The 25,466-nt window shown below is 73.6% G+C and carries 25 protein-coding genes; 10 read left to right on the top strand and 15 right to left on the bottom strand.

What is annotated here, in order from left to right:
• Positions 1 to 100: 100 nt before the first annotated feature.
• The 3 genes from ASG94_RS06085 to ASG94_RS06075 form a co-directional block, all read right to left on the bottom strand.
• Positions 101 to 1,579 carry a PhoX family protein gene (locus tag ASG94_RS06085; RefSeq protein ID WP_056925441.1) on the bottom strand — a complete coding sequence of 493 codons (1,479 nt, stop codon included), beginning with the start codon at positions 1,577 to 1,579 and terminating at the stop codon, positions 101 to 103.
• 86 nt (positions 1,580 to 1,665) lie between these two features.
• Positions 1,666 to 2,013 (bottom strand): DivIVA domain-containing protein, encoded by a 348-nt coding sequence (locus tag ASG94_RS06080; RefSeq protein WP_056925440.1) that lies wholly within the window; start codon positions 2,011 to 2,013, stop codon positions 1,666 to 1,668.
• A gap of 37 nt (positions 2,014 to 2,050) precedes the next feature.
• Positions 2,051 to 2,983 carry an acyl-ACP desaturase gene (locus ASG94_RS06075; RefSeq protein WP_056926321.1) on the bottom strand — a complete coding sequence of 311 codons (933 nt, stop codon included), beginning with the start codon at positions 2,981 to 2,983 and terminating at the stop codon, positions 2,051 to 2,053.
• Between the two features lie 254 nt (positions 2,984 to 3,237).
• On the opposite strand from ASG94_RS06075, the gene ASG94_RS06070 reads away from it, so the two are divergent.
• The 3 genes from ASG94_RS06070 to ASG94_RS06060 are packed head-to-tail and all read left to right on the top strand — an operon-like array spanning position 3,238 to position 5,088.
• Positions 3,238 to 4,422, top strand: a complete 1,185-nt coding sequence (locus ASG94_RS06070) for a hypothetical protein (RefSeq protein WP_056925439.1) — start codon at positions 3,238 to 3,240, stop codon at positions 4,420 to 4,422.
• 31 nt (positions 4,423 to 4,453) lie between these two features.
• Positions 4,454 to 4,702, top strand: a complete 249-nt coding sequence (locus ASG94_RS06065) for a type II toxin-antitoxin system Phd/YefM family antitoxin (RefSeq protein ID WP_056925438.1) — start codon at positions 4,454 to 4,456, stop codon at positions 4,700 to 4,702.
• Entirely contained in the window at positions 4,699 to 5,088 is a 390-nt protein-coding gene (locus tag ASG94_RS06060) for a type II toxin-antitoxin system VapC family toxin (protein WP_056925437.1), read from the top strand. Before ASG94_RS06065 ends, ASG94_RS06060 begins: the two co-directional genes overlap by 4 nt.
• A 108-nt stretch (positions 5,089 to 5,196) precedes the next feature.
• On the opposite strand, the gene ASG94_RS06055 is transcribed toward ASG94_RS06060, so the two are convergent.
• Positions 5,197 to 5,571, bottom strand: a complete 375-nt coding sequence (locus tag ASG94_RS06055) for a PH domain-containing protein (protein WP_056925436.1) — start codon at positions 5,569 to 5,571, stop codon at positions 5,197 to 5,199.
• A 110-nt stretch (positions 5,572 to 5,681) separates the two neighbouring features.
• Here ASG94_RS06055 and ASG94_RS06050 point away from each other — a divergent pair, with 110 nt between their 5' ends.
• Positions 5,682 to 7,154, top strand: a complete 1,473-nt coding sequence (locus ASG94_RS06050; protein WP_056925435.1) for a cryptochrome/photolyase family protein — start codon at positions 5,682 to 5,684, stop codon at positions 7,152 to 7,154.
• A 54-nt stretch (positions 7,155 to 7,208) separates the two neighbouring features.
• Here the strand turns inward: ASG94_RS06050 and ASG94_RS06045 are convergent, their stop codons facing one another.
• From ASG94_RS06045 to ASG94_RS05995, 11 genes are all read right to left on the bottom strand, one after another.
• Entirely contained in the window at positions 7,209 to 8,369 is a 1,161-nt protein-coding gene (locus ASG94_RS06045; protein WP_056925434.1) for an endonuclease, read from the bottom strand.
• Between the two features lie 76 nt (positions 8,370 to 8,445).
• On the bottom strand, positions 8,446 to 8,898 hold the full coding sequence (locus tag ASG94_RS06040) for a hypothetical protein (protein WP_056925433.1): 453 nt from the start codon (positions 8,896 to 8,898) through the stop codon (positions 8,446 to 8,448).
• A 10-nt stretch (positions 8,899 to 8,908) separates the two neighbouring features.
• Complete coding sequence (locus ASG94_RS06035; RefSeq protein ID WP_056925432.1) at positions 8,909 to 9,448, bottom strand: flavodoxin family protein; 540 nt, start codon at positions 9,446 to 9,448, stop codon at positions 8,909 to 8,911.
• On the bottom strand, positions 9,445 to 10,308 hold the full coding sequence (locus tag ASG94_RS06030) for a hypothetical protein (protein WP_056925431.1): 864 nt from the start codon (positions 10,306 to 10,308) through the stop codon (positions 9,445 to 9,447). The genes ASG94_RS06035 and ASG94_RS06030 overlap by 4 nt, the downstream gene beginning before the upstream one ends.
• A gap of 421 nt (positions 10,309 to 10,729) precedes the next feature.
• Positions 10,730 to 12,121, bottom strand: a complete 1,392-nt coding sequence (locus tag ASG94_RS06025) for a hypothetical protein (protein WP_056925430.1) — start codon at positions 12,119 to 12,121, stop codon at positions 10,730 to 10,732.
• Complete coding sequence (locus ASG94_RS06020) at positions 12,100 to 12,534, bottom strand: ATP-binding protein (protein ID WP_082623964.1); 435 nt, start codon at positions 12,532 to 12,534, stop codon at positions 12,100 to 12,102. The genes ASG94_RS06025 and ASG94_RS06020 overlap by 22 nt, the downstream gene beginning before the upstream one ends.
• Positions 12,527 to 12,862: an STAS domain-containing protein gene (locus tag ASG94_RS06015; protein ID WP_056925428.1), complete on the bottom strand. Its 336-nt coding sequence runs from the start codon at positions 12,860 to 12,862 to the stop codon at positions 12,527 to 12,529. Before ASG94_RS06015 ends, ASG94_RS06020 begins: the two co-directional genes overlap by 8 nt.
• Positions 12,859 to 14,877, bottom strand: coding sequence for a glycosyltransferase family 2 protein (locus ASG94_RS06010; protein WP_056925427.1), 2,019 nt, complete (start codon positions 14,875 to 14,877; stop codon positions 12,859 to 12,861). The genes ASG94_RS06015 and ASG94_RS06010 overlap by 4 nt, the downstream gene beginning before the upstream one ends.
• Positions 14,874 to 16,031, bottom strand: a complete 1,158-nt coding sequence (locus ASG94_RS06005; RefSeq protein WP_162260791.1) for a PP2C family protein-serine/threonine phosphatase — start codon at positions 16,029 to 16,031, stop codon at positions 14,874 to 14,876. The genes ASG94_RS06010 and ASG94_RS06005 overlap by 4 nt, the downstream gene beginning before the upstream one ends.
• Positions 16,032 to 16,283: 252 nt before the next feature.
• Positions 16,284 to 16,703, bottom strand: a complete 420-nt coding sequence (locus ASG94_RS06000; RefSeq protein ID WP_056925425.1) for a DUF2237 family protein — start codon at positions 16,701 to 16,703, stop codon at positions 16,284 to 16,286.
• Positions 16,700 to 17,089, bottom strand: a complete 390-nt coding sequence (locus ASG94_RS05995) for an SRPBCC family protein (protein ID WP_200958021.1) — start codon at positions 17,087 to 17,089, stop codon at positions 16,700 to 16,702. Before ASG94_RS05995 ends, ASG94_RS06000 begins: the two co-directional genes overlap by 4 nt.
• A 209-nt stretch (positions 17,090 to 17,298) precedes the next feature.
• On the opposite strand from ASG94_RS05995, the gene ASG94_RS21630 reads away from it, so the two are divergent.
• The 6 genes from ASG94_RS21630 (at position 17,299) to ASG94_RS05965 (ending at position 25,460) form a co-directional block, all read left to right on the top strand.
• Complete coding sequence (locus tag ASG94_RS21630; RefSeq protein ID WP_056925423.1) at positions 17,299 to 18,384, top strand: hypothetical protein; 1,086 nt, start codon at positions 17,299 to 17,301, stop codon at positions 18,382 to 18,384.
• Positions 18,378 to 19,778, top strand: a complete 1,401-nt coding sequence (locus ASG94_RS05985) for a bifunctional PIG-L family deacetylase/class I SAM-dependent methyltransferase (RefSeq protein WP_082624078.1) — start codon at positions 18,378 to 18,380, stop codon at positions 19,776 to 19,778. Before ASG94_RS21630 ends, ASG94_RS05985 begins: the two co-directional genes overlap by 7 nt.
• On the top strand, positions 19,775 to 20,473 hold the full coding sequence (locus ASG94_RS05980; protein ID WP_056925421.1) for a glycosyltransferase: 699 nt from the start codon (positions 19,775 to 19,777) through the stop codon (positions 20,471 to 20,473). The genes ASG94_RS05985 and ASG94_RS05980 overlap by 4 nt, the downstream gene beginning before the upstream one ends.
• Before the next feature lie 34 nt (positions 20,474 to 20,507).
• Entirely contained in the window at positions 20,508 to 20,720 is a 213-nt protein-coding gene (locus ASG94_RS05975) for a DUF2945 domain-containing protein (protein WP_056926320.1), read from the top strand.
• Positions 20,721 to 20,743: 23 nt separating this feature from the next.
• The gene (locus tag ASG94_RS05970; protein ID WP_056925420.1) at positions 20,744 to 21,193 is read left to right on the top strand and encodes a winged helix-turn-helix domain-containing protein; all 450 of its coding nucleotides are present in this window, start codon (positions 20,744 to 20,746) and stop codon (positions 21,191 to 21,193) included.
• Between the two features lie 184 nt (positions 21,194 to 21,377).
• The gene (locus tag ASG94_RS05965) at positions 21,378 to 25,460 is read left to right on the top strand and encodes an ATP-binding protein (protein WP_056925419.1); all 4,083 of its coding nucleotides are present in this window, start codon (positions 21,378 to 21,380) and stop codon (positions 25,458 to 25,460) included.
• The last annotated feature ends 6 nt before the right edge of the window (positions 25,461 to 25,466 follow it).

The raw sequence follows: 25,466 nt of genomic DNA, 5'->3' as shown, positions 1-25,466 counted from the left end.
AGTCGACTCTTCCCGTCGGGGAGGCGCGACGGAACCCGTCAACCGCGATCTGTGGACAACCCGACGCGGCGGCCGGCCCGCCTCAGGAAGGCCCGGACGATCAGACGCCGATCTTGTGCCACGGCCCCCAGATCGCGAACGACATGCCCCGGCTCGCCTGGATGTTGACGAAGAGCGTCTCGCCGCCCGGGCTGAAGGTCGAGCCCGCGAACTCGTCGTTGGAGCGGTCGGCGCCCGACGCGCTGCGCAGCCGGTTGAGCGCGATGTCCCAGAGCTTGCCGTTCTTGGACAACCCGCGGACGTAGTTGTCGTTGACGTTGTCCTCGCAGACGACGAGGGTGCCGCGCTTGGACGTGGTGATGTTGTCCGGCAGGTCGAGCTCCATCGGTCCCGACGACTGGAAGACGCAGCGCAGCTTGCCCGACGCGGGACGGTAGGCCCAGACCTGGCCGGAGCCGCGCCCGAAGCCCGCGGGGTTCTCCGTGCCGGTCTCGGCCGGCCCGCCGCCCTGGGTCGAGGTGAAGTAGACGACGCCGTCGCGGGCGACCTGTCCCTCGAGCCGGGAGAAGTACGCCGCGCCCTGCGCCCAGCCCTGGCGCGCGACGTGGGTGATCGCGTCGTTGTTGCTGGTCGGTGCCGTCTCGCCGGGCGTGTAGGGGAACTCGGGGGCGGGGTCCTCGATCGGCACCCACTCGACGTCGTACGTCGCGCCCTGCTCCTGCGCGCCCTCGAGGTGGGCGTTGTCGACGCCGACGACCTTGAGCATCTCCAGCGTCCCGCCGTCCTCCAGACGGCCGACGACCATCGGGTCGCTGGGCGGGCGGTAGCGGTAGAAGCCCGACGCGAAGCCGAAGTCGTCCTCGGTGAGGTACAGGTAGCCGCTGCCCTCGTCGTACGACACCGCCTCGTGGGCGAAGCGTCCGGCCGAGCGGATCGGCTGCCGCGACGACTGGCCCTCGCCCGGGAACACGCTGACCGGCACCTCGAAGACGAAGCCGTGCGCCTGGGTCAGCGGGACGTTGGACGTGCCGGTGAAGTCGGGGCCGACGTCGGGACCGTTGACGGTCTCCTCACAGGTCACCCACGCGCCCCACGGCATCTGCCCGCCCGAGCAGTTCATCATCGTGCCGTTGAGGCTGGTGAAGGAGCGGACCACCTCGCCCTTGGTCGTGACCTGGATCGTCGTCGTGCCGCCACCCGCGCGGGGGTCGTACGGCGTGCCGGTGCCGAACGCTGCCGGCACCGGGTTGTTGACCTCGTGGTTGCGGACGAGCACCACGGTGCCGTCGGGTCCCGCGAAGGCGCCCATCCCGTCGTGCCGGCCCGGCAGGACGGTGCCGTCGGTGAGGGTCACCGTCGACTCGGTGTCGTGGAAGGAGCGGTAGCGGAAGCCCTCAGGCACGTGCAGGCGGACGACGCCGTCCCGCTCGTCGGGCACGGCCCGCAGCGGCACCGGCCTGGGGTTGGTCGCCGCGGAGGCCGGCGCGGCCACCAGGCCGGCGAAGGGACCGGCCAACGACGCGGCGGCGGCGGCGGTCTTGAGGATGGTGCGGCGCTCGACGGTCTCTTCGGTCGACATGCTGGTCCTCCCGGGTCGGCTGCTGATCCCGGGACGTTAGCCCCGCACCTCGCCGGGTGTAAACGCCCTTGTCGTCGGGGGCAGGCTCAGGCCAGCCCGAGCTCCGCGCAGCGACACCCGGGGCAGTGACCGGCGGCCTCGGCCGGTGCGGGAGCCGGCGAGGTGGGGGTGCCTGCCGCCTCGATCGCGGTCAGCTGCTCCACCAGCCGCGCGAGGTGGTTGTCGACGTCGTCCATCTGGTAGCCGGTGCGGAAGCGCACCGGCGAGAAGCGGACCTGCTCCACCTCGCGCGCGGTCACGGACCCGTCGCGCATGCTCACCGCCCGGTCGGCGCGGGCCACGAACTGGTCGACCGCGGCCACCTCGTATCCCTCGAGCAGCTTGGTGGTCGGGAAGCGCGTGCCGGCCTGCGGGTCGTAGGTGCTGCTGTCCATGGGGTCTCCTCCGAGTCGGCGATCCCCTGCAGGGTAGTCAGGCCTGGCGCGCCGCCTTCTTCGCGGCCGCGGCGTCGCGACGCTCGACGAAGCGGGTTGCCTCCTCGTCCAGCGCGGCGACGGCGTGGGCGAGCTCGTCGCGGGCCTTCTCCCCGTCGTCGTCGAGACCCTCGAGGTCCCAGACGCCCCACTGCCGCAGCAGCGGCGTGACGATCGCGTCGTGGTGGATCCGCAGGTCGTAGATGCCGGCCTTGGCCATCTGCACCGCCTTGCGGGAGAAGCCGGGGATGACGCTGCCCGGCATCTCGAAGCCGACGACCTCCTCGGTGATGGCGCGCATCGTCTGGCTGGGCGCGAGCTCGAGGGCCGCGGTGACGATGTTGCGGTAGAAGATCATGTGCAGGTTCTCGTCCATGGCGACGCGGGCCAGCAGCTTCTCCGCGATGGGCTCGTCGGTGTAGCGGCCGGTGTTGCGGTGCGACACACGGGTGGCCAGCTCCTGGAAGGACACGTAGGCGCAGACGTTGAGCACCGACTTGTCGAGCGCCTCGTAGCCCGTCTCCATCGTCTCCATCCGGGCCCGCTCGAGCTCGACGGGATCGACGCCGCGGGTGACGAGCAGGTAGTCGCGGATGCAGAACGCGTGCCGGCCCTCCTCGGCGGTCCACCGGTTGACCCACGTCCCCCACGCGCTGTCGCGGCCGAAGGCCCGGTCGATCTCGCGGTGGTAGCTCGGCAGGTTGTCCTCGGTCAGCAGGTTGACCTCGAGCGCCGTACGGGCGATGGGGGAGAGCTGTGACTGGGCGACCTGCCAGGGGTCGCCGCCCAGGTCGGCGAAGTCCCGGCCCAGGCTCCACGGCACGTACTCGTGCGGCATCCACTCGTCCGCGATGCCCAGGTGCCGGTTGAGGTTCTCCTCGACCACCGGCTCGAGCTCGGCCAGCAGCTGGGTGCTCTCGAGTGCTGACATGTCCATCTCCTCGCCGGGGGGACGCGGGGGCTGCCGCCCTCACGGTCCCTGCCTACACCCGTGGCGGCCCGCTGACCATCCCCAGGCACCTGACGAGCGGGACTTCTCCACAGATGGGCGGCAAGGGCTGGTACCGCACAGGGGCCGACGGGTTTGGTGGGGTCATGCCCAGATCCCGTTCCAGGACCCCTCGCAATCGCTCGACCAAGCAACGGCGCCGCACCCGGCAGGCTCGCGCCGTCGCGGATCGGGATGTGGTCGCCACCCTGCGGCCCGGGGAGTCCCTCGACCACCTGCTGACCGCGGCAGACCACGCTCACATGCAGCAGTCGTTGGACGCGGCCGCTCGGGGCGACGCCCAGACGGCGTGGGAGCAGCACATGTCCGGCCTTGTGGTCGAGGAGAGCCTGACCCATCACCGGCTGCACGAGCTCGTTCTGCTGGGGGACGACGCCCCGGCATGGATGTACTCCCGGTGGGCGATGGACCAGGCCGCGCTGTGGATGCTCCACACGAAGGACCCGCGGTGCGACGACCTCGTTCGCCTGGTGCTGGCGGCACTGCACACCGACCGGGTCGCGGCCCTCGCGGACGACCCCCGGGCTCTGCGGGAGTACGGGACCATGATCGCCGCGACGGACTGGGCCTACCAGCAGGTGGCGGTCTTCGAGGCGGGCGGGCTCCGCGACTTCGTCGACGTCCGTGCGGAGGGTGGCCTGATGGACCGGACGGACGAGCTCGACCTCTGGGAGCAGGCGGCCGTCACGGCGTACGAGCTGGAGACGACACTCGAGGGCACCTTGAGAGTGCGACGTCTGGCTGACGACACGACTGTGGAGCTGCTCAACCTCGGAGCCGCTACGGACATCGGCCTCGGCCGCACGGTGCTCGGCAGGGTCGTCCCAGTCTCGGTGTGGCCCTTCGCGATGTTCGCGTCCCGCCCGTTGCCGGTCGACCGCGCCACTGCCCTGGACGCCGCCCAGCACCTCGAGGAGGAGGACGGCCTGGGGTGGCTGTGGGCGCTGTCGCGGGCGCACGACGCGGGCCGGTTGCCGGCCGGGTCGACCTGGGGTCACGGGACCCTGTACTCGACCGACCTGCTCCCGATGGACGACGTGGCCGACCCGGACCGGGCCGCGCAGCCCGGGCGGATGCGAGACCTTCTCGACGTCGGTCTGTCGGAGCAGCTCGCCAACGGTGTGTGCGTAGCCGAGGTGGCGTTGATCGCGGCGCGGGTCAGCCCGACGGGGGCGTCCGCGGTCGCGCCGCACCTGGCAGCCGTGCTCATGGATCCCCGCGTCCACGAGGCGCTCAGGGCGCATGCAGTCCGTCCGGGCGAGGCACCTCAGTGGGAGACCCTGGCGGCGGTGACGCCGTCACCGGTGCGCGAGAGGTGCCTCGACCTGGCGAGGTTGTGCGAGGTGAGAGACGCATCCTGAGCAAGTGCTACGTGGTGCTACATTTGTCGAGGTGAGGACCATCAGTCAGCGCGAGCTGCGCAACGACAACGCGGAGATCATGCGAGCCGTGGAGCAGGGTGAGACCTTCACCGTGACCAGGCGCGGCGTCCCGATCGCTCGGGTGACTCCCGTGCCGGCGGAGTCAGACCTGCGCTGTGTGCGACCGGCGCAGCCGGAACGACGGATCACCGACCGGCAGCGCGTCGTACCGTCTGTCCCCACCGCCGAGCTCCTCGACGACCTACGGGGCGATCGATGAGTCGGTGGTACATCGACACCTCGGCCGCGCTCAAGCTGCTCGTGGAGGAGAGTGAGTCGACAGCACTGGTGCAGGCCCTCGACGACGAGGCCCCGGACATCGTGGCCAGCCTGCTGCTCGAGACCGAGCTACGACGCGTCGTCGCTCGCGAGCCAGCCCTGTCGCAGGCCGCGGTCAGTGACCTGCTCGCGTCCATCAGCGTCTTCGAGCTCTCGCCGTCGGTCTTCACAGAGGCAGGGCTCCTGCCGGGGCCCACCCTTCGGTCACTCGACGCGCTGCACCTCGCAGCGGCCATCCGTCTGTGCGTCGACCAGGTGGTGACCTACGACCGCCGGATGGCGGGCGCAGCGCGAGATCTCGGGCTCGCCGTGCTGGCTCCCGCCTGAGTCCGTCGGCGCCGCCGGGTCGAGCCCGCTCGCACGTTGGATGTGGGATCGGTGTCACCTGGTGGCACCGATCCCACACCTACGAGGCGACGAGCGCCTGGGGGACCCTCAGAGGGCGCCCAGCACCGCTGAGGAGATGAGGTGGTCGAGCCGGCGGATGTCGACCCCCTTGTTGAGCTTGACCTTGATGTGCCCGGCACGGGTCCACAGCTCGAGCTCGGCGTTGAAGTCGAGCATCCGGCCCGCGTTCTCCGAGGACCACATGTTGATGGCGGAGTAGGGCAGCGAGTACATCTCGACCTTCTTGCCGGTCAGCCCCTGGGCGTCGCGGACGATGAGCCGCTTCGTGGTGAAGACGGCGCTGTCGCGGAACGTCTTGTACGCCACGACCGGCTTCTCGCCGGCCACCAGGATGGGACCGATGTCGTCGGGGATCGGGATCTCGGACACGAAGGTCCAGGCAACGATGGGTGCGGTTTCCACGGGTGGGTCTCCTTGTTCGACTGAGAGCGCAACCCTGCTCCACCACGCGCCTGCGCGTCGGCGAATCGGAGAGATCCGAGTGCTCGCGGGCCGGCAACTACGGTGGCGCCATGACGACGCGGTGGCTCTTCGGGGACCAGCTCGGCCCGCACTTCACCGACGACCACCGCGGCCCGCTGCTGATGGTCGAGTCGAGGGCCGTCTTCCGGCGCCGGCGCTTCCACCGGGCCAAGGCGCACCTCGTGCTCAGCGCGATGCGGCACCGCGCGGCCGACTTCGGCGACCGGCTCACCTACGTGAAGGCCGACACGTACGCCGAGGTCGTCGCGCAGCACGACGACATCGAGGTGGTGCACCCCACGTCGTACGCCGCCCTCGGACTGGTCGAGCGCCTCGGCGCGACCGTCCTCGAGCCGCGCGGCTTCGCGACCCCACGCCAGGACTTCCAGCGGTGGGCAGCCGGACGCGGCAGCAAGCGCCTGCTGATGGAGGACTTCTACCGCCGGGCGCGGCTCGCCCACGGCGTGCTCGTCGACGGTGGCGAGCCGGCCGGCGGGCAGTGGAACTTCGACCACGACAACCGCCAGCCCCCGCCCAGGGGCGCGACGACGCTCGGGGTCGCCGAGCCGTGGTGGCCGACCGAGGACGACATCGACGCCGGGGTGCGCGAGGACCTCGACCGGTGGGAGCGCGACGGCGACGTGCAGTTCATCGGGCGCGACGGCGTACGCCGCTTCCCGGCGACGAGGCGTGAGGCGCTGGCCGCGCTGGACCACTTCGTCGAGCACCGGCTGCCGGAGTTCGGCGCGCACGAGGACGCGATCCTCGAGGGCGACCCGTGGATGGCCCACAGCCTCGTCAGCGCGCCGATGAACCTCGGGCTCCTCGACCCGCTCGAGGTCGTCGAGCGCGCTGAGGCGGCGTACCGCAGCGGGGCCGCGCCCATCGCGAGCGTCGAGGGCTTCGTGCGGCAGGTCATCGGCTGGCGCGACTACGTGTGGCACCTCTACTGGCACCAGGGTGACGGCTACCGCCGGCAGAACGCGCTCGGGGCCCGGCAGCGGATCCCGCAGTGGTTCGCCGAGCTCGACGGCGACGCGACCGACGCGCGCTGCCTGTCCCACACCCTCGACCAGGTCGCCGAGCACGGCTGGGTCCACCACATCCCGCGGCTCATGGTGCTCGGCTCGTACGCCCTCCAGCGCGGGTGGGCGCCGACCCAGGTGACCGACTGGTTCCACCGCGCCTTCGTCGACGGCTACGACTGGGTGATGGTGCCCAACGTGGTCGGGATGTCGCAGCACGCCGACGGCGGGGTGATGGCCACCAAGCCCTACACGTCGGGCGGCGCCTACATCAACACGATGAGCGACCACTGCGGGTCGTGCCGCTTCGACCCGAAGGTCCGCGTGGGCGACGACGCGTGCCCCTTCACCGCCGGCTACTGGTGGTTCCTCGACCGGCACCGCGACGCCTTCGCCGGCAACCACCGGATGGCGCGGGGGGTCAACGGCCTCGACAGGCTCAAGGACCTCGACGGGCTCGTCGAGCAGGAGGACGCCCGCGGCAACCGCGCACCGTGAGTGCTCAGCTCGCGCCCGGCCGGTCCCGGGTGGGGGACCGACCGGACGCGGGGCTCAGCTGAAGACCGAGGCCGCCCACTCGGGGTGGTCGACGAACGGGTTGCGGTTGCCCTGCCAGGTGGAGTGGATACGGTCGTTGCGGCGCATCTCGAAGGCGTCGACGGGGTCCGCTGCGCTCCAGGCGAGCAGGACGTCGAGGTCGCCGAGGCGCGGGACCGCGCTGCCGGAGACGGTGCTGAGCTCGAGGTCGTCGAAGCCGTCGCCGCCCTCGTAGCGCACCGCCATGTAGAACAGCATCCGCGCCACGTCGCCCTTGACCGCGTCGCGCGGCTCGAAGGAGTCGGCGTCGGTCCAGCAGTCGGTGCAGCCCGGGACCGCGGAGCCGCCGTCGTCGAAGTCCTTGTTGCCGCGGGTGCCGTTGACGGTCACGTCCTCCGCACGGAGGTGGTGCAGGTCGGTGCCGGGCCCGGCGCCGGTGTCGAATCCGCCACGGGACTGCGCGAAGACGTGCTCACGGTTCCACTGGCCGCTCCCGCCGCCGTTGTTGGTCTTGGCGATGGAGCGACCGGTGTAGAGCTCGATGACGTTGGCGGTGTTGCTGGGGTCCTGGTCGGTGTCCTTGAGCGCGGTCCACACCTGGTCGTAGGAGAGCCGGGTGTTGCCGTCGATGATGTCGTGCAGCGAGGTGCGCAGCGCCGTACCGGTCTTGCCGATCGCGGGCGCGTAGTAGGTCGAGTCCCACGGACTCGTGCCGCCGGTGGGCGGCGGGTCGGTGGGCGGCGTCGTGCCGCCCGACAGCGCGAAGGCCGACGTGCTGGTCATGCCGGGGTGGGAGAAGTACGCCGACAACGCACCGGTCACGTCGATCTGCTTGCCCATCAGCGACGGGTTGGTCCGCAGGCCCCACTGCGCGCGGAACGCGGAGGGGATCTGCACGTAGAGCATCTGCGACGTGCTGGTCTGGCCGGCGGTGTCGGCGATGGCCAGCGCGTAGTCGTTGGGGAAGCCCGACGTCACGACCGTGCTGGTCGCGGTCGGCTGCCCCACGACGTAGCCACGCACGGTCTGGGTCGTGCCGCCCTGCTGGGAGACGGCCTGCGACACCGTGATCGGTGTCGCCGCCTGCGCGGCGGGGGTGGTGGAGGGGATGAGGACGAGGAGGGCACCGACGAGCGCGAGCGCAAGCGCCCGACCCGTCCCGAGATGACGGTTCATGGCCGGAGCCTGCCGTACGGCGGCGGCCGTGGAAAGGGGTCCTGGGTGACGCGGGGGTGTACGGCGAGGTGGGGGGTCAGATCGTGGTGTCGGCGTCGTCGGGGGTCGCCTCGTGGCCCTCGCGGCCCCGGGTGCGTCGCAGCTCCTTCATCTCGGCCTCGAAGACGTGCCGCCGCCCGTCCATCAGCTCGTCGATGGCGCGCTGCTGGATGCCCTTGGCCTCCGCGTAGTAGCCGTCGTCGAAGGACTCGACCATCTGGAAGGACCACATGCCCGGCAGCGGGTTGCGCCCCAGCACGCCCCGGTCGAGGGCGTCGGCGATGTCGTCGTGGCCGGCGTCGCGGACCATCGCCGTCGCCTCCTCGAGCGTGGTCTCGGCGCTGCCCATCAGGCGGTGGAAGGCGTAGAGGTGGCCGCGCGCGTCCTCGACGTGGTCGAGTGCGGCGGACAGCTTGCCGAGGGCCTCGACGGTGGCGTCGGTGACCCCGTCGGGGCGGCGGTGCTCGGGGGCGGGTACGTCGTGGCTCATCCGGCGAGCATCACACGGCCCCGTCGGGCCCACCACCCCCTCCGGGGCCCACTCGGTCGCGGTGGGCCAGCGACTCGCCCCACGCCTGCGCGCGTCCGAGCTCGCCGGCCGACAGCGGGCCTTGGCCCTCGTCGACGTAGCAGCTCTCGCTGGCCACCAGCCGGCCGACGTGGTGGTGCCGGACGTGCCTGCCCGCTGCCTTGGCGGCCGAGCCGGGCAGGTGCTGCATCGGCCCACCGATCCGGGTGTCGAAGGTCGCGACGTCCACCAGGTCGGTGACCTCGACCTCGTCCAGCCACTCGCGGATGCCGCGCTCGACGTGAGCGGGATCGGCCCCCTGCTCGACCGCGCTGCGGCGGGTCTTGGCGCGCGTCATGGAGAAGGCGTGCGTCGGCCCGCCCACGACCAGCAGGTCGAGGCCGGCGGGCAGCCGGGCCGGGGCGTCGGACACCTCGACCACGGTCACGTCCTCCCCGAGCCGGTCGGCGACCGCCTCGGCGACCGCGCGGGTGTTGCCCCACATCGACTCGTAGACCATCAGTGTGCTCATGTCTCCTCCTCCAGGGTGCGCCACCAGGCGGTGACCAGCCAGCCGCTCGCGGCCAGCAGCAACAGGCTCGGGCCGGCGTCCGGTCCGAGGTCGACGGGCCCGCCGGTGGCCAGGGCGTAGGCCGGTCCGGCCCACAGCGCGACGAACAGCGTCACGATCTTGACGAGGGCGACCATCGCGAGCGGCGGCCCGAGCCGGTGCCGACGCAGCAGGAGCACCCCGACGGCAGCCATGGCCGGCAGCACGACGACGAGGTCGAGCACGAAGACCGGGTACGGCGTCCCGCCGACGCCCTCGGGGTCGGGCGGGCTCCCGCCCAGCGCGAAGGGGAGCAGCGTCGACAGCCACAGGCCGGCGAACAGCACGGCGACGACCACCAGCATCCAGCCGGTCCCGCGGCGGAGCCGGGGCGTCGGCACGTTCGGCCAGCGCATCGCGGTCACCCGCCACAGGCCGGCGAGCAGCGCCGCCCCGGCCACCGACTCGATCACGACGTAGACGAGGAACACCCGGTTCATCGGCACGCCGGTGAGGTAGATCGCGTAGCTGTAGACGACGTACGCGAGCACCCCCAGCCAGGCCAGCAGGCGTGGGGGCGTGAGGCGCGCCGGCAGTGCCAGCACGACCAGGAGCAGGGCCGCCACGAGGCTGACCACGTCCTGCCCGCGGGCACCGAGGACGGTGGCCTCCGGCAGGTCGCGGTAGGGATCGTCGGCCAGGAGTCCGTAGGCCGAGGCGGCCACGATGCCGAGCGCGACCACGATGCTCGCGCCCAGCATCGCCTGGGCGCGGGTGACGGCGGGGCGCGCCGGCCCGGCCCGGTGCACGACCGTCGGGCCGGTGAGCTGCGTCGAGCCCATCAGTGCTCCTGTCGTGGTGGCGTCGCACCCATCCTCGGGACGCCGGGAGCGGGGCGGCAGGGACCTCGGTCCCCGCACCCGCCGCCGTTGGTCCCGGTGCCTCACCGATGCGGCTCCGGGCGGCGTACGGTCGCGGGGTGGACGTCCGCACCCTGCGTCGCGATCAGGGCACGGCGGTCGGAGCATGTCCCTTGACGTACGCGGCCTGGCCGAGGTGCTGACGGCAGTCGCCCTGGATGCTGGCCGGCCAACCCGAACCGCGGCTGCCAGCGCTCCCTCGCCTGCGTGCGCACCTGCGCAGCCCTGAAGGGTGGGACGGTGGCACCGAGGCCTCCATGACTGCGCGGGCGCGCGGGCAAGGGCGCCGCGCTGTCCCCGACGCTGCGCATGCGCGCAGTCGAGGCCAGGAGCGCAGTCCGCGTCAGGCCTGCGAGGACCGCCGACGGGTGAGGAGCCGGTACAGCAGGTAGCCGACCGCGAGCAGCGCCAGCGCGAGCGGCACCCAGTCCGCGGTGTTCCCGGACGCCTCGGCACCCTCGGCGGCACCCTCGGCGGCGGACCCGTCGGCCACCGCGGCGGACGCGGAGGAGCCGGAGCCCGCCCCCGCGCCGGTGCTGGGGTCGACGACCTCGGTCACCGGCCCGAGCACCACGTCGGAGGCCGCGAGGTCCCCCCGCAGGGCGCGCGCCAGGCCGGGCGTGTGGGTGGCGCGCCAGTCGGCCACCTCGCCGTCGATCTCGGCCTCCGGGCGGGTGAGCTCCAACCAGCTGATGGCGCCGATCGCAGGGTGCGTCGCGGTCGAGTCGAGCACCTGGCGCCACCACGACCGCTTGAGGTCGCGCTGGGAGTCGCCGCCCTCGTACGCCGTGTTCCACAGCGCCGACGTCTCCACCAGCATCGGCCGGTCCGGGCTCGCGAAGCGGCCGAGGAAGGGCTCGCGCCGACGCGCGACGCCGTACCCGAAGCGTTCGTCGAGGCGGGCCTCGAGCTCGCCGGGGGCCGGAGCCGTGTTGTCGCCGAAGTCCTGTCGGGCGCCGTAGTGGTAGAGCGACAGCCCGACCCAGTCGACCCAGCGGTCGCCGGGGAAGTAGGGCGCGTACGGGTCGTCGCCGTCGTCGACAGAGCCGTTCCCGTCCGTGTCGAGGACCTCGGCGACGCGGGCACCGGCCGAGTCCACGGCGCCGTACGCGCGACCGAAGGGGTAGCCCGCGCCGTACGCCGGGGACCACACCATCTCGGCGTGGTCGGTCGCGCCGTGCACGGCATCGGCCACGGTGCGGAAGGCTGCGACGTAGCGGTCCGGCTGCTGGCCCCAGATGACCCACGACCCGTTCATCTCGGGGGCGAAGCGGACCAGGAAGTGGGCGTCGTAGTGGTGGTGCAGGTCCGCCAGCTCCTCGGCCAGCACCTCCGCGTCCCGCGAGGTCAGCGCCGGGAGCGCGACCTGCGGCTCCAGCGTCAGCACCGCCACGGCACCCTGGGTGGCGGCCTGCCGCGCGAAGTCGTCGAGGTAGCCCCGGTCGTCCGCCGTCAGCGGGTAGTGCACGCGCTGGGCGTAGAGCGACGGCGCCTCGCCGAGGCGCTCGGCGTAGTCGGCGGGCAGGTCCCGCGTCCAGTCCAGGCCGGGACCGAACCACGGCCGACCCGGCTCCGGGGACGGCGCGGAGCCGTCAGGCGGGCCGTCGGCGGTGTACGTCGGGGTGGTGCCGGAGGCGGGCAGGGCACCCGCCACCAGGAGCACCCCCAGGACCATCGCGCCCGCCAGCGCGGGCCACCGCCGACCGAGGAGCGTCAGTCGGCGTTCCGTCGGCACACGAGCCTCCAGTGGTTGCGGCCCTCGACCCGCTCGTAGCCGACCTCGTCGACGGCCGCGACGGCGAGCGCGAGCCCGCGCCCGGAGGTGGCCTCCTCGCCGGGCATCGTCGCCGACTCGAGGTCGATCGCCGCCGGGAGGCCGTTGTCGGAGAGCACGGCCTCGATCTGGTCGGGACCCAGCGTGAGCGCCACGGTGAGCAGGCGACCGCGGGCGTCGGCGTCCAGCTCGAAGGCGTGCTCGACGATGTTGCCGACGATCTCCACGAGCGCCATCTCGAACCGGATCCGGTCCGCGGCGGACACCGACTCGTCGTGGGACCACAACGTCTCGAGCCGGTCCTGGACCAGGTCCAGGCTCTCCGGCTCGACGGGGGCCTCGAAGACGTCCACGGCCTCCCGCCCCTCAGACATCGAACGCGCTCTCGACGTCGTCGCGCGCACGCAGCACCTTGTCCATGTTGGTCAGCCGGAAGACCGTCATCACCGACTCGGTGGGCCGCGCGATCCGCAGGTCCCCACCGGCCTGCCGGGCCGTCTTGAGGCCCGCGACCAGCGCGCCGAGCGCGGACGAGTCGAGGAACGTCGTACCGGCGAGGTCCACGACGATGCGGCGCGTACCGCCCTCCACGAGGCCGGTCAGGGTCTCGCGCAGCTGCCGCGCCGCGACCATGTTGAGGCGTCCCCGCGGGGCGACGACGCCGATCCCGTCGTCGGTGGTGCGGACGTCGAACTCGATCATGCTGCTCCTTCGTCGGACGGACGGGCGGACGCGGTCTCCGGCGGGGACGCGTCGAGGTCGCTGTCGGGGGCCGTGTCGGGCTCGAAGCCGCGGTAGCGCACGGCCGAGATGATCACCGAGAAGACCACCAGGTCGAAGACCACCCACACCATGTTGAAGACGGTGCCGAACGGGCTCGCCTCGCCCAGCGCGAGGCGGACCGCGCCGGCGACCAGGGCCAGCACCAGCAGGCCCATGGCCACCAGCTGTGGCTTGACCAGGTCCCAGCGGTGCCCGGTCGGGGCGCGCTTCTCCTTCGGTGTCACCGCGAAGTCCAGCGACCGGCCCAGGAAGACGTTGCCGAACGCGGAGGTGAAGGAGCGGATCCACACCGGGAAGAGCGCGAGGGAGTACTGCTGGCCACGCCAGGTCGGTCTGCCGTCGGCGACGACGAAGAAGAGCAGCTGGTTGACCAGCAGGAACGGCACCAGGCGGACGAAGAAGTCGGTGCTCAGCGCCTGCACCGGCAGCACGCCGAGGGTCAGGTAGGTGATCGGAGCGGCGATGTAGACGAGCGCGGCGAAGCCGGAGAGGTAGGTCCACATCGTCGCGAAGTACATGAGCCGCTGCGCCAGGGTGAGGCCCTTCTGGACGAGCGGGTTCTCCCGGAACATCACCTGCATCGTGCCCTGCGCCCACCGCAGCCGCTGGGTCAGCATCGTCTGCAGGTCCTCGGGAGCGAGGCCCTTGGCCAGGATCTCGTCGTGGTAGGCCGTGCGCCAGCCGAGGCCGTGCAGCCGCATGCAGGTCGCCATGTCCTCGGTCACCGAGATGGTGGCCATCGGCATCACCGGCTGCGCCTCGCCACCCCGGTCGACGTCGATGGAGCGCACCAGCGCCTCGACCGTCTCGACCGCACCGAGCGGGGACCACTCGCGGTCGGCCAGCTGGAGCAGCGCGGTCTCGTCGATGGTGGCGAGGCTGACGTCGGGGTCGTCGGCCACCCGGTCGAGGCCCGCGATGATCGCCAGGTCCTCGTTCAGGGTCCGCAGGTCGGCGTCGACCAGCTCGCGCCGGGTCGTGGCCACCCGCTTCTGGAAGCGGTAGGTGACGTCGAAGAGCGCCTCGCCGCGGTCCAGGTCGCGCCGGGCCCGGGCGATCGCGTAGTCGATCTCCTCGAGAGCACCGAGCACCTGGACCTGGTCGGCGTCGAGGTCCTTGCGCGCCTTGCGGATGACCGAACGGGCGGTGCGGAGCGCGCGGTGGACGCCGACCTCGACCTCCCCGGCGTACCGGGCGACCCCGAGCTGCATGAGCGCCTCGCGCCGGATCACGGCGTTGGAGCCGCAGAAGAAGGCGGCGTTCCAGCCGTCCTTGCCCTCCTGGATCGGGCCGTAGAACAGCGGCGCCTGGCTGCCGAGGGGGTCGTGGTCGGGGACGTTGACGAAGTACTGCGGGGTCTGGACCAGGCCCATCCGCTCGTCCTCGAAGTAGCCGAGGGTGCGGTCGAGGATCTCGGGGGACGGGACCATGTCGGCGTCGAGGATCAGCAGGAACTCGCCCTCGGTGACCGACAGCGCGTTGTTGAGGTTGCCGGCCTTGGCGTGCCGCGGCATGTCGGCCCAGTCGGCCGACCGGGTGATCCAGCCGATGCCCTCCGCCTCGGCGCGGGCGCGCAGCTCGGCGCGGTTGCCGTCGTCGAGGATCCACGTCCGGTGGGGGTAGGCGATGCGCTGGGCCGCGCGGGCGGTGTCCAGGACGAGGTCGAGAGGCTCGTTGTACGTCGCGATGAAGACGTCCACGGTCAGGTCCCGGGCCGGCACGGGGGGCTCGCCGCGGCCCTTGAGCCGCCACACGGTCATGCCGAACAGCAGCGAGTCGACGAGGCTGTAGGTCTCGGCGAGGACGAGGGGGACCGCGATCCACCACGCGTCCCAGTTGACCGAGAACAACCAGCGCCAGGCGACGTAGTTGATCCCGAGGATCGCAGTGACGAGCGCGACGACCCGGACGAAGAAGCGCCGGGCGTCGCTCACTCGCGGGCCTCCGGGCTGCGGTACACCGCCACGGCGGTGACGTCGTCCAGGGCGACCTGCGCGGCGGTCAGCTCGCGCACGGCCAGCAGCAGCCCGGCCGGGTCGGCGTGCTCGCCGACCAGGGTGCCCACCTCGGGCCACCACTCGACCTGGTCGTGGAGGAGGTCGAGCAGGCCGTCGCTGAAGACCAGCAGCCGGTCGCCGGGGTCGATGGTCGTGCGGTGCTCGGTCCAGGTGTCGTCGGGCAGGATCCCGAGCGGGCGGTCCTCGCTGGTCAGCCGCTCCACGGTCCCGTCGACGCGGAGCAGGACGCACAGGCCGGCGCCGGCGTCGGCGTACCGCACGGACCCGCTCGCCACGTCGATCGCGCACTGGAACAGCGTCACGAAGGACTCGTTGCGCTCCAGGTCGCCGCGCAGGGTGCGGGCGACGCGGTGGGTCGTGGTGCCGAGGTCGGTGCCGGTCACGACCTCGGGGTGGGTGCTGCGGACGGCGGCCCGGACCCCGGCGCCCACGAGGGCGGCACCGGTGCCCTTGCCCATCACGTCGCCGAGCCCGATGTGGATCACGCCGTTGGTGAGCGCGAAGTCGAACAGGTCGCCACCGACTGCCAGGGCCGGCAGGCAGATGCCGTCCACGTCCCAGCCGTCGCGGTGGAGGGGGGCCGCGGGGAGCATGGCCTTCTGCACCTGGCCGGCCCGGAGCATCTCGCTCGACCCGACGAGCTCGGACTGGGCCCAGGCGGCCAGGTCCTCGAGCGTCTCCAGGTCCCGACCGGGCATGGTGCGGGGGGAGTGGTCGTAGACGCAGAAGACCCCGATGACGTTGCCCAGCGTGTCGGTCATCGGCACCCCCGCGTAGAAGCGGATCCCGTCGTTGACGACCGCCGGGAGCCCGGCGTAGTCCGGATCGAGGGTCGCGTCGGGCACCACCGTCAGGCGGGCGTTGCTCGTCGTGCGCGAGCAGAACGTGTCCTCGCGAGGCATGAGCGGGATGTCGAAGCCCTGCGCGCTGGGGAACCAGGCCTGGTCGCCGTCGAGCACGGTGATCCCCGCCCAGGAGGCGTCGAAGATCCGCGCGGCCAGCCGGGTGATGCGGTCGAAGCGGTCATCGCGCTGCTGCCGGGCCGGGACGCTGAGCCCCAGGCTGTCCACGGCCCGCTGCCGGCGCCGCTCCACCCCGTCCGGTGGCGTCCCGGCGCGGTCGGCACGGTCGGCCCGACGCCGTCGCTCGACCGGACGCCCGTCGGGACCTGCGTCACGCGTCGACGTAGGACGATCTTCCGAGAACATGCGGTGGCCTTCAGTGCGACGCGATGGGACGGCGCCAATCTAGCGGGTCATGCCGGTGGGTAAAGAGGACTACGTGCCATCGGGTACGGATGTCCACCGGACGAGACGCAGGGCTCATCCCCACGCACTGAGGTCGGGCGGCACGTCCACCGAGAGCTCGCGGAGGATCTCGATCTCCACCACCTCCAGCGCCCGCTCGGACGTGGAGGCCAGGACGACGGGCGCGGGTACGCCGGCGGCGTACGCCTGGAGCCAGCGCGCGGCCACGACGCACCAGCGATCACCGGGCACGAGTCCGGGGAAGCCCCACTCGGGCCGGGGGGTCGACAGGTCGTTGCCGACCGCCGCCTGGTGGGCGAGGAACTCGTCGGTCATCACCGCGCAGACGGCGTGCAGGCCCGCGTCGTGCGGACCCACGGTGCAGGAGCCGTCACGGTGGAAGCCGGTCATCGGGTCGGTGCCGCAGGGCTCGAGCTTGCCGCCGAGCACGTTGCGCTCGACCGCCGGGGGGCCGGAGGCGGTGGGCTCGCTCATCCGCCCACCAGCCGGCGCAGGGCGAGGCGGGCCAGGGGAGCGTAGGCGCGCACGAGCAGCGCGGGGGCGTGGACGTCCGCCCACGCCGTCGTGCCTCCGGTGCCACCGGGCTCGACGGGGTCGACGCCGTGGTCGAGGACCACCGTGACGGGCCGGATGCCGACCCGCCACCGCCAGCGCCGGGCGTCCGGGTCGACCGAGACGATCGTGAAGGGCACCCGGACCGGGAAGGGGCCGTGGACCACGCCACGGTCGCCGGCCGCGATGCGTCCGCCCACCCCGCGCACGCTGCGGATCTGCGGCGCCCACTCCGCCCACGCCGCGGGCCGGGTGTACTGCTCCCAGCTGTCGTCGACCGGGCGCGGTCCGCTGGCCTCGATGCGCACGGCTTCCTCCTGGGTGGGTCCGGCTGGGGGTCCGGGTGCCGCGAGCGGCCCCGGGGGCATGTCGCCAGCCAACCACCCGGCCGGTGACCCGGGTCCACCGCGGTGAGGCAGGTCGCACGCGCGGCACCCGTGGGGAGGGTCCCCCGCCACGGGTGCGTGGCTAGCGTCGACCGCAGGACGAGCCCGTCGTCCGCCACCCGAGGAGACCCATGGCCCCCGTGCCGCGACGACCCGACCAGCCGGCTCGCCCCGTGCTGCTCGCCGACCTGCCCGACGACCAACGCGACGCGCTGGCCGCCCTGGCCGATGGGGCCCGGTCCGCGGCGGCCGACGTCCCTGCCGCCATCGCGCTCGCGTCCCAGGTGGGCGCGACGCTGCCGCAGCCCGGGGGAGGCGCGACGTCGCTGCTGTGGTCGGCGCTCGCCACCCTCGGCGCCACCGACCTGACGGTCGCCCGGGTGCTGGAGCCGCACCTCGACGCCCTCGCGATCCTCGGCCAGGCCGATGTCGAGCCGTCGCCGGGCGCCTGGGGCGTGTACGCCGCCGAGGGTCCGGGCACCCCGCTGCAGGGCGCGTACGACGGTTCGTCGTGGACGCTGACCGGCCGCAAGCACTGGTGCTCGCTCGCCGGGCAGCTCGACCGGGCGCTGATCAGCGCGTGGGTCGGGCAGGAGCGCCGGCTCTTCGAGGTCGACCTGCACCACGCGGGGGTCGCCCCCGTCGCAGGCACCTGGGTGGCGCGCGGGCTGCCGGACGTCGACTCCGGGCCGGTCGACCTCGACGCCGTGCCGGCGCGTGCGGTGGGCGAGGCCGGGTGGTACCTCGAGCGTCCCGGCTTCGCCTGGGGCGGCATCGGCGTGGCCGCCGTCTGGTACGGCGGAGCGGTCGGTGTCGCTCGCCGGATGCTGGCCGCCGCGACGGGGGGCCGCGAGCCCGACCAGGTCGCCCTCATGCACCTCGGTGCCGTCGACGCCCTGCTGCACGCCGCCCGCTGCGCCCTGACCGACGCCGCGGGGGCGATCGACGCCGGCCTCCTGCTCGGCGTCGACGGCGCCCGGGCCGCGCTCCGGGTCCGCCAGGCGGTGGCCGCGGCGGCGGAGGAGGTGCTGGCCCGGTCCGCCCACGGGCTCGGCCCCGGACCGCTCGCCACCGACGAGGACCACGTGCGCCGGGTCGTCGACCTCGAGCTCTACGTCCGGCAGTGGCACGCCGAGCGCGACCAGGCCGCCCTCGGCGGCCTGGTGCTGGACGCTTCTGGGCACGCTTCTGGGCACGCCTCTGGGCCCGCATGGTGAGCGCCCCCGGCACCGGCCCGGGGGCCCGTCCGGCGGTGGACGCCCGCGGTGGCCCGGCCTTCCGGCACGACGAGGCAGGCACACCCGCGGCCGCCTGGACCCGCGCGCTCGCGGAGCGGTCGCTGCCCGGGCTCGACCCGGGCACCCGGGCCGTGGGCACGCTCGACCGCCTCGTCGTGGTCGGGGCGCACCCCGACGACGAGACGCTCGGCGCGGGCGGGCTCGTGCACGTCGCGGCCCGCGCCGGCTGGGAGGTGCTGGTCGTCTCGGCGACCGCAGGCGAGGGCTCGCACCCCGCCTCCCCGACGCACGACCCGGCCACGCTCGCCGACCGGCGCCGCGACGAGCTCGAGCGGGCCGTCGCGCTGCTGGGCCGCCAGGCCCGGGTCCGGTGCCTCGGCCTGCCCGACGGCACGCTGGCCGGGCGCGAGGAGGCGCTCGTCGCCGAGCTGGTCGACGTGATCGGGGTCGCCGGCGGGCGCACCCTGCTGGCCGCGCCCTGGCGCCACGACGGGCACCCCGACCACGAGGCGGTGGGACGCGCGGCGGCCGTGGCCGCGCGTCGTACGGACGCACGGCTGGTGGAGTACCCCGTCTGGGCGTGGCACTGGGGGACGGCAGCGACCCTGCCGTGGCCCGACGTCCGCGTCGTGCGGCTCGACGCCGCCGCCCGCGCCGCCAAGCGCGCCGCGGTCGCCGCCCACGCCAGCCAGGTCGCCCCGCTCTCGCCCGCGCCCGGTGACGAGGTGCTGCTCGGCCCCGCGCTGCTCGAGCACTTCGACCGCGACGTCGAGGTCCTCCTCGAGACGGGCGAGCCGGTGCCCGACGACGCCCTCGACCGGGTGCACCGCGACCGTGACGACCCGTGGGACGTGGACGGCTGGTACGAGCGCCGCAAGCGCGCGATCACCCTGGCCAGCCTGCCCCGCGAGCGGTACGGCCGGGTGCTGGAGGTCGGCTGCTCGGTGGGCGCGCTGGCCGTCGACCTGGCCACCCGGTGCGACGCCCTCGTGGCCCTCGACTCCAGCGCGGCCGCGGTCGACGCGGCCCGGCGGCGGCTCGCCGGCACCGACCACGCCGACGTACGCGGCCACGTCGACGTCCGTCGCGCCGACCTGCCGGCGCAGTGGCCGGAGGGCCGCTTCGACCTGGTGTCCGTCTCCGAGGTCGGCTACTTCCTCAGCCCCGCGGCGCTGGGCGAGCTCGTTGCGCGGGCGCTGGCGGCGCTCGGCGAGGACGGGCACCTGCTGCTGTGCCACTGGCGCCACGACCTCGTCGGTTGGCCGCTCACCGGGCCCGGCGTGCACGACGTCTTCCTCGCGACCGGTGCGCGGGTGCTGGCCGAGCACCACGACCCGGACTTCGTCCTGCACGTCCTGGGGGTCGGGCCGTGACCGTCCCCGTCGCACTGGCCGTGGTCGTCCCCGCCCGGGACGAGGAGCGGCTACTGCCCGACTGCCTCGACTCGCTGGCGCGAGCGAGCGACGAGCTGTCCCGCACCCGCCCCGGCCTCGAGTGCCGGGTCTTCGTGGTGCTCGACTCGTGCGTGGACGGGACGGCCGAGGTCGTCGCCGGACGGCCCGGCGTGACCGCGGTGCCCGTGTCCTCCGGGCAGGTCGGGGCCGCGCGGGCCGCCGGTGTCGACGCCGCCGCGGCGTGGGCCCGCGGCGCCGACCCGGACCGGGTCTGGATCGCCAGCACCGACGCCGACACGGTCGTGCCGCCGCACTGGCTCGACGCCCAGGTCGCCCTCGCCGACGGTGGGCACGCGCTGGTCGTCGGGACCGTCCTGCCGGACCCCCGCGACCTCAGCGACGAGGAGCACGCGCTGTGGCGGGCGCGGCACTCGCTGGGCGACGGCCACGAGCACGTGCACGGGGCCAACCTCGGCTTCTCGCTCGCCGCCTACCGCGCGGCCGGGGGCTTCCCCCACCTGCCGGTGCACGAGGACGTCGAGCTGGTCCGGGCGCTGCGTGGCTCGGGGGTGCGGTGGATCGCGGCCGGCGGACTGGCGGCCGTCACATCGGGGCGCCGGACGGCCCGCGCGCCGCACGGCTTCGCGGCGTACCTCGACAACCTCGGGGTGTGACCCGTTGTCCCCGGCCGCTGGCATGCTGCGACCCATGAGCATCCGCACCGGCACGAGCGTGAAGTGGAAGTGGGGCAACGGCTGGGCCGAGGGCACCGTCTCCGAGGTGCACCACGACACGGTCTCCCGCACGACCAAGGGGGAGGAGGTCACCCGCCACGGCAGCGACGACGACCCGGCCTACGTGATCGAGCAGGAGGACGGCACCACCGTGCTCAAGCTGGGCAGCGAGGTCGAGCGCGCCTGACGCAGCCGATACGCTCGTCCCCGATGGCTGACGAGTACTGCGACCTGTGCGACCTGCCCAAGGCCCACTGCATCCACGGGATGCCCCCCGCGCCCCCGCCCGAGGCACGGACGGTGGCACCGCGCGCGACCGCGCGGAAGGCCAGCACGCCGCGCGCCACCAAGGAGTCGACCCCGGCCGCGCCGGTGCGTCGCGCCCCGCGCAAGTGGACGCCGCCGGAGGCGATCGCCCCGGTCATCGTGGCCGTGCTCGACGAGGCCGGGGGACAGCTGGCCGCCGACGACGTCCTCGAGGCGGTCGGCGCCCGCATCGACGAGCACCTGCTCGAGGGCGACCGGCAGCTCACGCCCGAGGGCGAGCTGCGCTGGCGGTACGCCGCCCGGCGCGCCCGCCAGCAGCTGGTCAAGGAGGGCCTGCTGACGACGCCCCGCCCCGGGATCTGGGAGCTCACGTCCGCCGGCCGGGGGCGCTGACCCCTCGCCGTACCCCACCCGGGGACCGCTCGGGAAGTCGACACACGGGGCGAACATCAACATGTCTGCCCCAGTATTGGTGAAACGCCTGCACGGGCCCGTCGCACTGCCTATCTTCGTCCTCGCCCCCTGTTGAGGGGCCGGTCGCCACGGTGGCGGCTGACACCTCGAAGTAGGGGGCACGATGAGCAACAAGCGCCCGTCCGACGAAGGACGAGCCTCGACGCTCGCCATCTCCGGCTGGCCTCTGAGCCGCAAGGTCGCGCTCGCGCTGGCGATCCCGCTGCTGCTCGCCGCGACCCTCGGTGGCCTGCGGGTGAAGTCGGACCTCGACGAGTCGTCGAACGCGTCGGCCAGTGCCAAGCAGGTCACCGTCCTGCGGCCGGCCGTGGACTACCTGACGGCTGCCGAGCGCGCGATGGTCGCGGCCCAGTCGTCCACCGGCGCCAGCCAGACCGAGCTCGACGAGGCGGTCGAGGACATCAAGGCCGCCGCCGACGACCTCACCGCGACGGTCGACACCGCGGACCTGACCTTCGAGCAGCGCCTCCAGGTCGCCACCCTGCTGGACCTGAGCCGCTCCATCCGTGACGACAACACCGCCACGCTGAGCGCCGACACCTGGATCGCGCAGCTGCGCCAGCTCCAGTCCGGTGTCACCAAGCTCATCACCACGATCACCAGCGCGCAGAACACCCCCGAGCCCCGCCTCGAGCTCCTCGCCCAGGCGCTCGGCGGTCGCTTCTCCCTCGCCATGCAGCAGGCCCTCGGCACCGACGAGAACCGCAGCCGCAGCGTCTCGCAGGCCCTCTACTCCGAGCTCGGCGCCGAGAGCGCGGCCATCGACCGCCTCGCCGGTGCCCTCGATGACGCCGAGAGCGCCGTCCGCACCCTGCGCACCAACAACGGCGAGCGCACCCGCGCGGTCCGTACCGGCACCAGCACCGAGCTCGGCGGCGCCGACGCGTACGACGAGTACGACAACCTGTCCGAGACCCTCCTGCTCGAGGTCGACCAGGGCCTCGCGGCCACCGCGACCAACGCCCGCGAGCGGGCCCTCTTCGACGCCGCGGTCACCCTCGGCGCACTGCTCGCGGCCATCGCCCTCGCGCTCGTCATCTCCCGCTCCCTGCTCGGCCCGATCCGCAAGGTCCGTGAGGGCGCCCTCCAGGTCGCCAACGAGGACCTGCCCGACGCCGTCGCCCGGATCCGCTCCGGTGGCGAGCCGGCCGAGTTCGTGCCGATCGACGTCCACACCCACGAGGAGATCGGCCAGCTGGCCCGCGCCGTGGACGACCTCCACCGCCAGGCCGTGACGCTGGCCTCCGGTGAGGCCCAGCTGCGTAGCCAGGTGGGGGAGATGTTCGTGACGCTGTCGCGTCGCAACACGACCCTCATCAACCAGCAGCTCAACCTGATCGAGACGCTGGAGAAGGACGAGGAGGACCCCAAGCGACTGGAGAGCCTCTTCCGTCTCGACCACCTCGCGTCCCGCATGCGTCGTACGTCGGACTCGCTGCTGATCCTCGCCGACGCCCCCACGCGGTCCAGCGGCTGGGAGAGCCTGTCGGTCACGGAGGCCACCCAGGCCGCGACCGCCGGTGTGCAGGACTACCAGCGCGTGCGCATCGACTCGACCCTGGACAGCCGGATCGGCGAGGCCGCGGCCGGCGACCTGATCCACCTGCTCACCGAGCTCGTCGACAACGCGCTGTCCTACTCCTCCCCGTCGACCCACGTCACGCTGTCCACGGCCCCCGCGCCGGGCGGCCTGACCATCGACGTCAGCGACTCGGGCCTCGGCATCCCCGAGGAGTCGCTGCGCCAGATCAACAAGACCCTGGAGTCGGGCGCCGACGTCACCCCGGACACCGCCCGCCGCATGGGCCTGTTCGTGGTCAGCCGTCTCGCCAAGCGCCACGGCATCGACGTCGCCCTCGCCACCAACGCGGCGTCCGGCATCACCGCCACCGTGTTCGTGCCGGAGTCGGCGCTGCGCGACGGCGCCCCGCCGATGCCGGAGGCCCCCGCCGAGCTCGAGCCCGCCCTCGACGAGAGCGTCGAGGCCGAGCAGGCACCGGTCGTGCCCGACGTCGAGGCCGACGAGACCTCGGTGCCCGAGGTCGAGCCCGCTGCGGAGGAGACCGAGCAGCCGGCCGCCTCGGCCACCGTCATCGGCCTGCCGACCCGCTCGCCCGGCTCGTCGATCGCTGACCGCGCGGCCGCGACCGGCCTGCCGTCCCGCGCTCCCGGTGCGACGATCCCGTCGACCGACGCAAGCACCGGCCTGCCGTCCCGCCAGCCCGGCGGCACCCTGGCCCAGCGTGGCCTGGCCACCGGTGCCGACGTCGCCTCCAACACGCCCTCGGCGCTCAACACGGCGGCGCCCAAGCCCAAGCGTGGCGCCATGCCGCTGCGCTCGCGGCGGACGCTCGCCGGCACGCCGTCGGCCACCGAAGAGCCCACCGCGACCGGTGCCCCGGCGCCCGCGGAGGAGCCCGCCATCGCGTCGGTGACCCCGCTGCACGACGACGTCGTCACCGAGGACACCTCAGTCGACAGCCCCGCGGTCGAGAGCCCGGCGGTCGAGAGCCCTGTGGTCGAGACCTCTGTGGTCGAGACTCCTGTCGTCGACGAGACCGTCGCCGAGCCGACCGTCGAGACCGACGCGGAGACTGCTGCCGAGACTGCTGCCGACGACTCCGTCGAGGAGCCCGAGGTCGCGACCGCTGACGCCGGCACGGACGCGGACGCCGAGACGGACACGGACGCCGAGGCGCCGTCGTACGACGAGGCGCCCGCCGAGACGGAGACCGTCGCCGAGGCGTCCCCGCAGCCGGAGCTTCCGGCCCCCGCGGTGATGGCTCCCGTGTCGAGCCTGCTGACCGACCCGCTGTTCGACCCGCTGACCGACCCGCTCCCCGAGGAGCAGGCCGACGAGTCGGCCGAGCAGGACCGGACCGCTCCGGAGCCCGAGGCGCCCGTCGCTCCGGCCGCGTTCGGCGGCCTGCCGACGCGTCAGCGTGGCGGCACCCTGTCCGACCAGGAGGCGGCGACCAAGCCCTTCCGTGACGCGGCCCCGATCGCCTCGGCAGCTCCGGTTGCCCCGGTGGAGCCGGCGGCCCCGGCAGCCCCGGCTGCGATCGGCGGCGGTCTCGGCAGCGGACTCGGTGGCCTGCCGACGCGTCAGCGTGGCGGCACACTTTCGGACCAGGAGGCGGCGACCAAGCCCTTCCGTGACGCGGCCCCGATCGCTCCGGCAGCTCCCGTTGCCCCGGCGGCGTCCGCGCCCGCCGAGGTCACTGTCGAGGAGCCCGTCGAGGAGCCCGCAGCCAAGGCTCCCGAGGTCGAGACGCCGGAGACCCCGGCCGCGCTGGTCGACGGTCCGGGCAGCAGCTCGGGTGGCAGCCTCACCGGCCTGCCGACCCGTCGTCGCGGCGGCACCCTGTCGGACCAGGAGGCGGCGACCAGCCCCTTCCGCGAGTCCACGATCGAGGCGCCCGTCGCCCCGTCGAGCCCGGCCGCACTGGCCGGGGTCGGTGGTCCCGTCCCGTCCGCCGGTCCGTCCGGGGGTCTGGGCTCCTTGCCGACGCGCCAGCGCGGCGGCACCCTCGCCGACCAGGCCGACGCCAACAAGCCCTTCCGTGACGGTGGCCTCGGCGCCCGCCCGGCAGAGGTCACCTCGCTCGCCGAGCGGCGTGAGCACCAGGCGCCGGTCCAGGCGCCGGTCCAGGCGCCGGTCGCCCGTACGACGCCCGCTCCCGCCCGCCCGCAGGTCGGACGCGCGTCCTCGCTCACCCGCTTCCGCCCGGCGTCCGCGACCCGCCGCGCCAGCTACGAGGCGTCCGGCGGGGGACCGCAGCAGCCGCTGCGCACCCCTGCTGTCGCCCTCGGCGGGAGCTCGCGCACGGCCCTGGACGGCGACGTCCAGGTCGAGCCCGACTCCGAGGACGGCTCGATCTTCGGCACGATGCGCTCGAGCTGGCTGACCGCCGACGGCGGCTCCGGCTGGCAGTCCACCGAGGTGGAGGCCGGCTGGCAGCGCGCCGAGCAGGTCGAGAAGTCCGCCAAGGACGCCCCCGCCGCAGGTGGTGGCCTCCCGATCCGTCGCCCCGGCACGCTCCTCGTGCCGGGTGGCATCACCAAGCCGACGACCGTCGCGCCGCGTGATCCCGAGGCCATCCGGGCCCGCTACGCCGCGTACGCGGCCGGCGTGTCCCGCGGCCGCCAGACGTCACACCAGTCCACCGACGACCGCACCAACTAGCAGGAA

It is taken from the genome of Nocardioides sp. Soil805, from assembly GCF_001429625.1.
Taxonomy (GTDB): domain Bacteria; phylum Actinomycetota; class Actinomycetes; order Propionibacteriales; family Nocardioidaceae; genus Nocardioides.
The sequence above is the reverse complement of the archived record's forward strand: the minus strand, read 5'-3'. Positions and strand labels throughout refer to the sequence as shown.

Coding starts and splice junctions, on each gene's coding strand:
- ASG94_RS06085 (WP_056925441.1), bottom strand. CDS start 1,579: ATGTCGACCGAAGAGACCGTCGAGCGCCGCACCATCCTCAAGACCGCC.
- ASG94_RS06080 (WP_056925440.1), bottom strand. CDS start 2,013: ATGGACAGCAGCACCTACGACCCGCAGGCCGGCACGCGCTTCCCGACC.
- ASG94_RS06075 (WP_056926321.1), bottom strand. CDS start 2,983: ATGTCAGCACTCGAGAGCACCCAGCTGCTGGCCGAGCTCGAGCCGGTG.
- ASG94_RS06060 (WP_056925437.1), top strand. CDS start 4,699: ATGAGTCGGTGGTACATCGACACCTCGGCCGCGCTCAAGCTGCTCGTG.
- ASG94_RS06050 (WP_056925435.1), top strand. CDS start 5,682: ATGACGACGCGGTGGCTCTTCGGGGACCAGCTCGGCCCGCACTTCACC.
- ASG94_RS06045 (WP_056925434.1), bottom strand. CDS start 8,369: ATGAACCGTCATCTCGGGACGGGTCGGGCGCTTGCGCTCGCGCTCGTC.
- ASG94_RS06040 (WP_056925433.1), bottom strand. CDS start 8,898: ATGAGCCACGACGTACCCGCCCCCGAGCACCGCCGCCCCGACGGGGTC.
- ASG94_RS06035 (WP_056925432.1), bottom strand. CDS start 9,448: ATGAGCACACTGATGGTCTACGAGTCGATGTGGGGCAACACCCGCGCG.
- ASG94_RS06030 (WP_056925431.1), bottom strand. CDS start 10,308: ATGGGCTCGACGCAGCTCACCGGCCCGACGGTCGTGCACCGGGCCGGG.
- ASG94_RS06020 (WP_082623964.1), bottom strand. CDS start 12,534: ATGTCTGAGGGGCGGGAGGCCGTGGACGTCTTCGAGGCCCCCGTCGAG.
- ASG94_RS06015 (WP_056925428.1), bottom strand. CDS start 12,862: ATGATCGAGTTCGACGTCCGCACCACCGACGACGGGATCGGCGTCGTC.
- ASG94_RS06000 (WP_056925425.1), bottom strand. CDS start 16,703: ATGAGCGAGCCCACCGCCTCCGGCCCCCCGGCGGTCGAGCGCAACGTG.
- ASG94_RS21630 (WP_056925423.1), top strand. CDS start 17,299: ATGGCCCCCGTGCCGCGACGACCCGACCAGCCGGCTCGCCCCGTGCTG.
- ASG94_RS05985 (WP_082624078.1), top strand. CDS start 18,378: ATGGTGAGCGCCCCCGGCACCGGCCCGGGGGCCCGTCCGGCGGTGGAC.
- ASG94_RS05975 (WP_056926320.1), top strand. CDS start 20,508: ATGAGCATCCGCACCGGCACGAGCGTGAAGTGGAAGTGGGGCAACGGC.
- ASG94_RS05970 (WP_056925420.1), top strand. CDS start 20,744: ATGGCTGACGAGTACTGCGACCTGTGCGACCTGCCCAAGGCCCACTGC.
- ASG94_RS05965 (WP_056925419.1), top strand. CDS start 21,378: ATGAGCAACAAGCGCCCGTCCGACGAAGGACGAGCCTCGACGCTCGCC.